The organism is Dyella sp. (genome assembly GCF_051954575.1).
Taxonomy (GTDB): domain Bacteria; phylum Pseudomonadota; class Gammaproteobacteria; order Xanthomonadales; family Rhodanobacteraceae; genus Dyella_B.
The window spans coordinates 1-10,301 of record NZ_JBQCHP010000115.1 but is presented as its reverse complement, the minus strand read 5'-3'; the positions used below and the strand labels follow the sequence as shown (position 1 = coordinate 10,301).

Below are 10,301 nucleotides of genomic sequence, written 5' to 3'. Positions count from 1 at the left end.
GCCGGGATCAACTCAGGATCACGATCCCGCCGGGCAGCGACGTGACTTTTGCGCCATACGCATCCTGGATCAACGCCGCCACGTCGGCGAGCTGGTTCAGCGAGAACCGCGCCTGCACCTTGCGCTGCGCCAGTGCATCGTTGGCGAGAATGACCTTGCCGGGGCGATAACGGTTGATTTCCCGCACCACGTCGGCCAATGGCTGTCCGTCGAAAATCAACACGCGTCGGCGCCAGGCCATCACGGCGTCGATGTCCGCCGGCGTCACCCGGCCGACGCCGCCTTCGCCATACTGCGCGCGCTGCGCGGTTTGTAGTACGGCCACCTGTCCCTGGTAGCGCAGTGTAGTGGCGCCTTCCAGTCCGGTCACCTGCACGTCGGTGGCGTCGCAGCGCACGTTGCATTTCGCCATCGTGCCGACGTCGACGCGCCCGTTACCGGCGAACACGCTGACCGCGGCGGCGCGTGCGCCGGTGGACTTCACCTGGATCTCGCCGCCAAGCAATTCGATGCCGATGGCCTGATCGCTCGAGGTACGCATGTTGATGGCGGTCTGCGTGTTCATCTGCACCACGACGCCGTGGCCAAGGTCGATTTCGCGCTGCTCGCCCGTGGCGGTGCGATAGTCCGCCACCATGTCGGTCAGCGACGGCCACAGTTGCAGCGGCGGATGCAGGACCACCAGCGCGGCCGAAGCGGCGATCGCCGCGCCGAGGAAGGCGCGGCGGCTCATGCGCGGCTGCGTGCGTGGCAACGCGGCGGCGCGAGGTGCCGGTGCCGGTGCCGCCGTGCGGGTCTGTTCGGCCGCCATCCAGGCGTCGGCAGCGGGGCCGAGGTTTTCCCACAGGCGGCGCGTTTGTGCGAACGCTTCGACGTGCGCGGGGCTTTGTCCGCACCAGTGTTCGAACGCTGTGGCGTCGTGCATGGTCGCGCTGCCCGAGGTCAGGCGCAGCAGCCAGTGCTGCGCTTCCCTTTGCAGCGCAGCACGACGGTGGGCCATGTGATCGAGTATCGGCATATCTCTTAAGACTCTTTTCCGGCGCCGGGACCGAACCGCTGCACGACTTTGCGATCGAGACGCCTTCCACAATAGTCGAGCGCCTTCTTCAGTTCCTTGCCGACCATGCGCACGGAAATGCCGAAGCGGCGGGCGAGATCCTCCTGCGAGACGTCCTCGACGCGGGCCGCGATCAGGATCGCGCGCTGCCGTTCGGTCAACTCGCCCAGCGCCTGCTCCAGCACGTGCACTTCCTGCCGGGCGTGCATCACCCTGGACGGGTCCAGCGTATCGGCGCCGACGTTGAGCAGATCCTCCACCTCGCTGCCGGTGAGATAGCGCGCATCGGCCTGGCGCTGGTCCGAGGCGGCGTTGATCGCCATGCGAAACAGATAGCCGGCCGGATTGCTCGACACGCAGGCGCCATCGCCCATGCGCTCGATGCGCAGGTAGGTTTCCTGTAAGGCATCGTTGGCCAGTTCGTCCGAGCCCAGGCGGCTTTTCAGGCGTCGCCGCAATTCGTGGCGGCGTTCCATGAACAGGCGAAGCAACGGCAAGGATGTGGTTTCCATCGCCGCAGCCTCAATGCACGGATGGCGACGTTGCCGCGCAGTCCGGCACGTCGGCCGCATGCTTGGGCAGCAGCAATAACGTGATCGGCTGCGGCATGCCCGCGGGGGGCGGTTCCAGCGCCAGCCCGTTCAGGGCGCGCCGCACTTCATTGCCGCGCTGGCTGCCGATGGGACTCAGCCAACGGGTTTTCTCGATGCGTCCCGACGGGGCGATCCATATCTGCAAGGCCAGCCGATAGTTGCCCGGTCGCGTCCGCGCGGATTGGCACAGGGCCGCCTCGATGGGTTGCTGGATCTTTCCTGCATAGTGTTCGAGCACGGCTTGGTTTTCCTCCACCCCAAGGCTTTCCGGTATTTCGCGCACCGTTCTTGCGACGGTTGCGCCCGGCTCCGCGAGCTTTAACGTGAACGCCTGGTCGCTGGAATAACTGGCGACCAGTCCGGTCCCTGCAAGCAACTTCTGTAATGCCTCGATCTTGTTGTAACGACCGTGGATGGCGCTGGCGCGCCGTCCTGCCGCCAACGCATCGTCCACCAGCACCGCTTGCCCGGTGAGCTCGCTATAGCTTCGCAACGCCGTCAGCAGCGGTTGCGCAGGTATGTCGAACGCAATGGTGTCGTCGGCTTGCGCGGTGGCACCTTGATACGGGCTGGAAACCGCTATTGCAGGAGATGCCAAACACAGCGTGGAACATAAAAGCATGGCCGCGAACCATCGAATGGCGAAGTACTCAAGACCCTTTGTTACGAAAGCGCCGCACGTTGTATGGCCTCCTTGGACAAGCCCTAAAGGCTATGCCCGGAATGTGACAGTGAATCGCGTGAAAACGTTTTTGTCCCGAACCTTCCCGTAAGCGGCAGGTGCGTCGCCTGTCGTGTGTCCAGACACATGACACCGGCATGTCGGAAAGTCCTGTGTACGCCCGATCCATGAATTTTTCGTGACAAGGTTCAGTCGCGCGATGGGCGCGCGGTCTATTCGGGCAAGGATGTCGTGGACGGGCAAGGATGCCCTTTCAAGATCTGTTGCATCACGCGCAGCGCCTGGCGTTCGCGTGAGGGGATTTTTTGACTCTTGCACATGGACGGCCAAATGCCGTCGCGATCGGGATGCGCATTGCGTGATCAGGCAAACGAGACATCGGCAGCAAGTACCGCGAGCGCCACAGGGATGTGGCAGGGGGCTGGCATGCCGTGTTGCGCAGCCGACATGCCGTTGTCGCGATTCGGTTATCGAGCGCGCGTTAGCTTCGCCTCGCCGATGGGGTACGTATCGACGGCCGGGCACCGATAGATCGACGCAAGCACGAGGCAGCGCATGAGCATGCGACACGGAGGAAGCACTGCGGCGCGTTCGCTGCGCCCGATGGTGGCGCTGATCGCCCTGGCGCTGGCGTTTCCGCTGGCGGCGCAGACGCAAACACAAGCCGCGTCGGCGCCCGCTTCCGCGCCCGCCAATTTCCAGATCAACGAATACCTGGTGCGCGGCAATACGCTGATGCAGGCCGATGACATCGAAAACGCGGTCGATCCGTACCTCGGTCCCGGGCGCAGCATGAACGACGTGCACAACGCACGCGATGCGCTGCAAAAGCTGTATCAGTCCAAGGGCTACCAATCGGTGGTGGTGGAGATTCCGCCGCAGCAGGTGAAGAACGGCGTGATCCTGCTGCAGGTGACGGAAAACAGCATCGGGCGCCTGCGCGTGGAAGGGGCGAAGTATCACTCGCCGCAGGACATCCGCGACGCGGTGCCGTCGCTGGCGCAGGGCAACGTGCCCAACTTCAATCAGGTGCAAAAGGAACTCACCGATCTCAACAAGCAGCCGGGGCGGCAGGTGGTTCCGCTGCTGAGTCCGGGCAGCATGCCGCAGACGATGGACGTGACGCTCAAGGTGGACGACACCTATCCCTTGCACGGCAGCGTCGAAGTCAACAACGACCATAGCGCCTATACGCCGGATCTGCGCACCATCGCCTCCGTTCGCTACGACAATCTGTGGCAGCTGGGGCACACGATTTCGGCCACTTATATCGTGGCGCCGCAGGATCGGCACGCCACCGAGGTGTATGCGCTGTCGTATCTCGCGCCGTTGAATAGCGAGTGGAGCCTGCTCGGTTCGGCCTACAAATCCAACAGCAACGCCAACACGCTGGGCGGCACCACAGTGCTGGGCAAGGGCAATGCGGTCAGCCTGCAAGCGACGAAACAACTGCCGGTGCTGGGCGGCGATTACATGCAGATGGTGTCGTTCGGCATCAGCCGCAAGCACTTCGAGCAGAACATCACGCTGAGCGGGCAGACCTTGCAAGCGCCGCTCACGTATTACCCGTTGTCGGCGTCATACACCGGCCAACGCAGCGGCGAGAAATCCACGCTCGGCTTCACGCTGACCGGCAATTTCGGCTGGCGCGGCGTGGGCAGCGGCAACCAGGCGTTCGATAACCAGCGCTACAACGCGCGCGACAACTTTGCCGACCTGCACCTGGATCTCAACTACGCGCGCAGCTTCGCCGGCGACTTCGCCGTCGCCACGCGCGCCAGTGCGCAGGCCAGCACGCAACCGCTGATTTCCAGCGAACAGTTCGCCGCCGGCGGCATGAGCAGCGTGCGCGGTTATCTATCGGCCGAAGATACCGCGGACAACGGCGCGATTGCGTCGGTGGAATTGCGCACACCGTCGATCCACTCCTGGCTGGGATCGTTCGTCAATGACTGGCGCTTCCACGTTTTCGTCGATAGCGCGCGCCTGATGCTGATCGATCCGCTGCCCGAACAGCGCGGGCGTTTCACCTTGCTCAGCACTGGCGTCGGCACCTCGTTCACTGTCTTCCATTACTTGAGCGGCGATCTGGAATACGCCTATCCGTTGCACAACGGCGTGCAGACCAGGGCGCACGACGGGCATCTGCTCTTCAGTGTCAAGGCAGGGCTGTAACCCCTTTCGAATTTCCGGATAGAGGCTCAACGACGATGCGGTACTTCATCCTACTTTGCACCCTGTGCCTGCTGCTCTTGCCGCGGCCGAGCATGGCCGGCGAGGCCTCCTGGTGGAACGACGACTGGTCGTACCGCAAGCCGATCACGCTGGATACCACGCCCAAGGGCGGCAATATCGCGCAGCCGGTGGGGCGCATGCCGCTGTTGATCCGCCTGCATCCGGGCAACTTCCAGTTCGATGGCGTGGCCAAGAACGGAGCGGACGTCCGCTTCGTCGGTCCGGACGGCAAGACGCCGCTGAACTACCAGATCGAAAGCTTCGATCCGGTGATGGGTGTGGCGCAGATCTGGCTCGACGTTACCGATTTGCCGAGCAACGGCCAGCAGACCATCTGGATGTACTACGGCAACGCCAAGGCGCCGGCGCTGAGCAGCGGCGCGGCCACCTTCGATGCCGATTACACGCTGGTGTACCACTTCGATGAACAGAGCGGCCAACCGCCGAAGGATGCGACCGCCTACGGCAACAACGCGGCGAGCGGTGCGCTGCGCACTGTGGATGGCGGCGTTGCCGGCAATGCGGGCCGCTTCGACGGTTCCGCCGTGGTCACCTTGCCGGCCAGCGCGTCGCTGGACATCAAGGACGGCGGCAGTTTCAGTTTCAGCACTTGGATCAAGCTGGATGCGTTGCCGACCACCGCCACGCTGCTTTATGGCCATCGCCAGGACGGCAAGGCGCTGTTGATCGGCATCGATGGCGGCGCGCCATTCGTGGAAGTGGATGGTGGCGGCGCGCCGCAACGCACTAGCGCGGGCACCCCACTGAAGGCCGGCCAATGGACGCATCTGGCGGTGACCGCCGGCAACGGGCAGATCGAGCTGTACGTAAACGGTCAGCCGTACGCGAATCTTGCCGCTGCGTTGCCTGCCTTGAGCGGTAGCGCCTCGCTCGGCGGCGATGCAGCAAGCGCAGGCGCCACACCGGTGCCGTTCGCTGCCTTCGTGGGCCAGATGGATGAGCTGCGCCTGTCGCGCGTGGCGCGCCCCGCAGCGATGATCGCCGCGGATGCGCTGACGCAAGGCGCGGAATCGAAGCTTGCCGCTTATGGCGAGGACGAAAAGAAATCCGGCTTCGGCTTCGGCTACTTCGGCATCATCGTCAAATCGGTGACGGTGGATGCATGGGTGGTGATCGGCCTGCTGGCGATCATGGCGATCATCTCCTGGCTGGTGATGTGGCAGCGTGGCAGCTATGTGTCGCAGGTGACGAATGCGAACGAGCGCTTCCTGCATCGCTATCGCGAACTGGGCAGCAACCTGCTCGGCCTTTCCGGCAAGCACGCCTCGCCGGCGATCAAGCAGGAGCTGGCGCGCTCCTCGCTCTATCGTCTGTACGAAACCGGCGCGAAGGAAGTGTGGCGCCGACGCGATGAAGACGGCCGCCTGGTGATCGCCTCCGAATCGATCGAAGCGATCCGCGCGGTGATGGATTCCACCTTGGTACGCGAAAACCAGGCGCTTTCGCGCTCGATGGTGATGCTGACCATCGCGATTTCCGGCGGCCCGTTCCTTGGCCTGCTCGGCACGGTGGTAGGCGTGATGATCACCTTCGCCGCGATCGCCGCCGCTGGCGACGTCAACATCAACGCGATCGCGCCGGGCATTTCCGCCGCGTTGCTTGCCACGGTCGCGGGCCTCGCCGTCGCGATTCCCGCCTTGTTCGGCTACAACTACCTGCTTACGCGCAACAAGGCAGTCACCGCGAACATGCAGGTGTTCGTCGACGAGTTCGTGACACGCCTGGCCGAACTGCATCGCGCGATGGATCTCTCCACGGTGGAAAGCTGAGGAGAGCGCCATGCGAGCCCACGACGAAGACAAGCCCTACGACGACATCAACATCACGCCGATGTTGGACCTGGCGTACGTGCTGCTGGTGATCTTCATCATCATGACCACCGCGGCCGTGCAGGGCATCAAGGTGAACCTGCCCAAGGCCAGCGCGTCGGTAAGCCTGGCCAAGCCGCAGACCAAGGCGATCACCGTGTCCGACACGGGGCAGGTCTTCCTCGACGCCTTCCCGGTAACGATGGGCGAACTGGAACAGCGGTTGCGCGAACAGAAAGCGCTTTCGCCCGACTTCCCGGTGATCGTGAAGGGCGATTCCAACGTGCAGTACCAGAAGGTGGTCGACGTGCTCGACCTGCTGCGCCGTCTTGAACTCACGCAGGTCGGTCTGGTGACCGGCAAGCAAGCGAGCTGAGAACCCACGCGATGTTCGAGCCCGCTTACCCCGAGCAGACACGATGGCAGCGATGGCGCGGGCGCATCATCGTGCTCGTGCTGCTGCTTGCCGCGGCATGGCTGGTGTGGATGCTAGCGGGCCACGAAGTGGGCGTGCGCCGCTCGGCCCCGCGCATCGCCACCATCACGCCGTTGCCGCCGCCACCTCCGCCGCCGAAGGAAAAGCCGCCGGAGCCGAAGAAGGAAGAGATCAAGCAGGACGTGCCCAAGCCGGCCGAACCGTTGAAGCCGGTGCAGGCGCCGAAGGCGCCGGACGTTGCCAAGCAGATCACCATCAACGGTCCCGCACAAGCCGGCAACGACGCCTTCAACATCGGCGCGGGCGAAGGCGGCGGCATGGTGGGTAGCGGCGGCGGTACCGGCGTGGGCGGTTCGTCGTACGAGCAATACCTGAGCTATGCGCTGCAGGAAGCGATTCAACGCGATGATCGTACGCGCCGCCTCGTCTTCGAGGTGCGCGTGAATCTGTGGCTTTCGCCCAGCGGCAACATCACGCGCGCAGAACTGGTGAAACCCAGCGGCGTGCAAACCACCGATCGCGCGCTGATCGACGTGCTTCAAGGCGTGCACATCGATACGCCGCCGCCGGCGAGCTTGAGCATGCCCGTGCGCGTAGCGATGCGCGGCTATCGACCTGGATGAGGTGCCGACTCGTGTACTCGACGAACGACATTTCCCGAATGAAGCGAAAAGCCGCTCCCTCCCCTATGTGCAGTAAGGGAGGGCTGGGGCGGGGTGAAGCCCACCACGCCCGCGGCAAGCTCGAACAACCCCACCCCAACCCTCCCCTGCAGGCAGGGGAGGGAGCAGATCTGGCAGCAGTGCAACCGTATTGGAGAACGTGATGAAGTTTCGAATCGCCAACCATCATGTATGGCGGCCTCGCAGGAGCATGCTGTGCCTCGCCATCGGTCTGCTGCTGGGCGGACAAGCCGTCACAGCCTTCGCACAAGACGCGGCACCTTCCACCAACGCCACCATCAACCTGATTCGCCTGATGGTGAAAAAAGGCCTTATCACGCAAGGCGAAGCCGATGGCCTGATCAAGCAAGCCAACGACGAAGCCACGCAAGCGCGCACGGCCATTGCAGCAGCGCCCGCCGATGGCGCCCAACCGGGCGACGTGCGCGCCGTCTACGTACCGCAAAATGTGCGCAACGAGATTCGCGAGCAGGTAAAGCAGGAAGTGATTGCGCAGGCCAAGTCGGAACATTGGGCCGAGCCGAATGCGATTCCGGATTGGCTGGACCGCATCAGCTGGTATGGCGATGTGCGTGTGCGTGACGAATCCTGGTACTACAGCCGCAAGAATGCACCCGATTTCATCAATTACGCCGCGCTCAACCAGAACGGCCCGTACGACATCAACAGTCTTAGCCAGCACGTCAATCCACCGATCCTCAACTCCACCCAGAATCGGCTGAACATGTTGCGCATGCAGGCGCACATCGGCATCAACGTGAAGCTGGGCGATACAGTCACTGCGGGAGTACGCATCGGCTCGGGCAACGACAACAATCCGGTATCCACCACGCAGACGCTGGGCGGCGGCCTCGTCAAGAAGAACCTGTGGCTGGACCAGGCGTGGGTGCGCTGGCAGCCCAATCAGTACTACTCCATCACGGCCGGCCGCATGCCGTCGCCGTTCCTGCAGACCGATCTGATCTTTTCGCCCGAACTCAATTTCGACGGCGTCGTTGGGCACGGCGAATTTCCGTTCACCGACGATCTGAAGACCTTCGTTACCGCCGGTGCGATTCCGATCCAGTACACCGGCAACCACGCGCCTACGCAGGCGCTTGGCAGTGACAAGTATGCGGCTGGCGACAAGTGGATGTGGGCCACGCAGCTGGGCTTCACGTGGAAGCTCGCCGAAGATGTACAGTGGCAAGCAGGCTTGGCCTACTACTTCTTCAACCGCATGCAGGGCCAGCTTTCCGCGCCATGCCAGGTTTATAACGGGTTGGTCAATTACTGCAGCACGGACAACACTGCGCCCGATTACATGCAGTGGGGCAATACGGTGTTCCTGTTGCGCGATATCCTTCCCGATACGTCCTCGCCGAACAACTACGCGCAGCCGCAGTTCGTGGGCTTGTCGTACAACTACCACATCGCCGACCTGGTCAATAAGCTCGACTTCAAGGTGGGCGAAACGCCGATCGAGCTCCAGGCCGAATACGAGCGCAACATGGCTTATCACATGCGCACGGCGTTCAACCGCTATCCGAATGGCCTGGGCGTGCCGGTGAACAATTACCAGGGCAGCAGCGATGGTTCGAATGGTCCGTACAAGAGCGGCCCGGTGGGCTGGCTGGTGCGTGGCATTGTCGGCACGCCGCATCCGATGGCCTTGAACGAATGGAACATCGCGCTGGGCTACAAGTACCTGCAACCCGATGCGATGCTCGATGGCCTCACCGACCAGAACTTCCACTTGGGTGGCACCAACGCCAAGGGTTTCATCCTCACCGCCGACTACGGCATCGCGCAGCGCACGTGGCTGTCGGCCCGCTACTTCGCCGCCAAGCAGGTGTACGGACCGCCGTTCACCATCGACGTGGTGCAGTTCGAAGTCAACACGAAATTCTGAGGTGCATGATGAAACGCGCAGCGATCGCCCTCTTGCTTTTCATCATGCTCACCGCAGGCGTGCATGCGCAGACGCTGGAACAGCAACTGCGCTCGCAACTGGCCGATGCCCGCAGCCAGTTGCAGGATCTGCAAGGCCAGCAGGCGCAATGGCAAGCGGAGAAAGCCAAGCTCGAACAGGAACGCGATGCGGCGCGCAAGGAGGCCGCCGCCGCCAAGGCCCAATTGGGCAAGCCTCGCCCGGCCTCGACCGTGGATGCTTCCGCGCTTGCCGCCGAACGCACCGCGCGCGAACAGGCCGAAGTGGAGGTGCAACGCCTGCAAAAAGAAGTGGCCGGCGCCAACGCCAAAGCACATGCGCAGGAACAACAGGGCAGCGACCTTGCCGGGCAATTGCATGAAATACAGACGCAGGTCGCCACCTGCACGGCCAAGAACCAGCAGCTCTATCAGATCGGCAACGAGATCCTGGATGCCTACAGCCACATGAGCATCGGTCGCGTAATCGCAAGCCGCGAACCATTCGCGGCCTCGGAGCGGGTGAAGCTGGAGAATGCGGCGCAGGCCTATGGCGATCGCCTATATGAGCAGCGGTACGACCCGCGTGCCAAGAAGCCGTAGGTTTGGGGTGCAAACCCCAACATCGGGATCCTGATCAACATGGCAATGTTGGGGTTCGCACCCTGATATATCCCCACGTTTTTTCGTTTGGTGCATATGTGCCCGAAATGCCGTCATTCCCGCGAAAGCGGAGGCGCTTTCGCGGGAATGACGGCCCAGTAATCTGGAAGATCATGTGCAAGGTGTATAGCTCGCTGATTTTATTGAAATCATCGAGCAAAAACGTGGGGATGCGTCAGGGTTCGCACCCCAACCTATGGACCTGCTGCAATCCC

The 10,301-nt window shown here is 63.0% G+C and carries 9 protein-coding genes; 6 read left to right on the top strand and 3 right to left on the bottom strand.

Annotation, left to right across the window (positions count from 1 at the left end; translation table 11 throughout):
* Positions 1–7: 7 nt before the first annotated feature.
* From ACTHNE_RS15385 to ACTHNE_RS15375, 3 genes are read right to left on the bottom strand one after another with little or no spacing between them, the layout of a single operon-like run.
* Positions 8–1,000, bottom strand: a complete 993-nt coding sequence (locus ACTHNE_RS15385; RefSeq protein WP_324937112.1) for a FecR family protein — start codon at positions 998–1,000, stop codon at positions 8–10.
* 23 nt (positions 1,001–1,023) lie between these two features.
* Positions 1,024–1,569, bottom strand: coding sequence for an RNA polymerase sigma factor (locus ACTHNE_RS15380; RefSeq protein WP_324937114.1), 546 nt, complete (start codon positions 1,567–1,569; stop codon positions 1,024–1,026).
* Positions 1,570–1,579: 10 nt separating this feature from the next.
* The gene (locus ACTHNE_RS15375; RefSeq protein WP_440269717.1) at positions 1,580–2,248 is read right to left on the bottom strand and encodes an STN domain-containing protein; all 669 of its coding nucleotides are present in this window, start codon (positions 2,246–2,248) and stop codon (positions 1,580–1,582) included.
* Between the two features lie 639 nt (positions 2,249–2,887).
* Between ACTHNE_RS15375 and ACTHNE_RS15370 the strand changes: the two genes are divergently transcribed.
* The 6 genes from ACTHNE_RS15370 (at position 2,888) to ACTHNE_RS15345 (ending at position 10,026) form a co-directional block, all read left to right on the top strand.
* Positions 2,888–4,507: a ShlB/FhaC/HecB family hemolysin secretion/activation protein gene (locus ACTHNE_RS15370; protein ID WP_324937118.1), complete on the top strand. Its 1,620-nt coding sequence runs from the start codon at positions 2,888–2,890 to the stop codon at positions 4,505–4,507.
* 35 nt (positions 4,508–4,542) lie between these two features.
* The gene (locus ACTHNE_RS15365; RefSeq protein WP_440269716.1) at positions 4,543–6,357 is read left to right on the top strand and encodes a DUF2341 domain-containing protein; all 1,815 of its coding nucleotides are present in this window, start codon (positions 4,543–4,545) and stop codon (positions 6,355–6,357) included.
* A gap of 10 nt (positions 6,358–6,367) precedes the next feature.
* Complete coding sequence (locus tag ACTHNE_RS15360; RefSeq protein ID WP_440269715.1) at positions 6,368–6,772, top strand: ExbD/TolR family protein; 405 nt, start codon at positions 6,368–6,370, stop codon at positions 6,770–6,772.
* An 11-nt stretch (positions 6,773–6,783) separates the two neighbouring features.
* A complete protein-coding gene (locus ACTHNE_RS15355) occupies positions 6,784–7,455 on the top strand; it encodes an energy transducer TonB family protein (RefSeq protein ID WP_440269714.1) in 672 nt (223 codons plus the stop codon).
* Positions 7,456–7,705: 250 nt separating this feature from the next.
* A complete protein-coding gene (locus ACTHNE_RS15350; RefSeq protein WP_440269713.1) occupies positions 7,706–9,406 on the top strand; it encodes a putative porin in 1,701 nt (566 codons plus the stop codon).
* Between the two features lie 5 nt (positions 9,407–9,411).
* Complete coding sequence (locus ACTHNE_RS15345; protein ID WP_440269712.1) at positions 9,412–10,026, top strand: hypothetical protein; 615 nt, start codon at positions 9,412–9,414, stop codon at positions 10,024–10,026.
* Positions 10,027–10,301: the final 275 nt, after the last annotated feature.

Excerpts from the sequence above, each read along its gene's own strand:
- ACTHNE_RS15385 (WP_324937112.1), bottom strand. The coding sequence starts at position 1,000 with ATGGCCCACCGTCGTGCTGCGCTGCAAAGGGAAGCGCAGCACTGGCTG.
- ACTHNE_RS15380 (WP_324937114.1), bottom strand. The coding sequence starts at position 1,569 with ATGGAAACCACATCCTTGCCGTTGCTTCGCCTGTTCATGGAACGCCGC.
- ACTHNE_RS15370 (WP_324937118.1), top strand. The coding sequence starts at position 2,888 with ATGAGCATGCGACACGGAGGAAGCACTGCGGCGCGTTCGCTGCGCCCG.
- ACTHNE_RS15365 (WP_440269716.1), top strand. The coding sequence starts at position 4,543 with ATGCGGTACTTCATCCTACTTTGCACCCTGTGCCTGCTGCTCTTGCCG.
- ACTHNE_RS15360 (WP_440269715.1), top strand. The coding sequence starts at position 6,368 with ATGCGAGCCCACGACGAAGACAAGCCCTACGACGACATCAACATCACG.
- ACTHNE_RS15355 (WP_440269714.1), top strand. The coding sequence starts at position 6,784 with ATGTTCGAGCCCGCTTACCCCGAGCAGACACGATGGCAGCGATGGCGC.
- ACTHNE_RS15350 (WP_440269713.1), top strand. The coding sequence starts at position 7,706 with ATGCTGTGCCTCGCCATCGGTCTGCTGCTGGGCGGACAAGCCGTCACA.
- ACTHNE_RS15345 (WP_440269712.1), top strand. The coding sequence starts at position 9,412 with ATGATGAAACGCGCAGCGATCGCCCTCTTGCTTTTCATCATGCTCACC.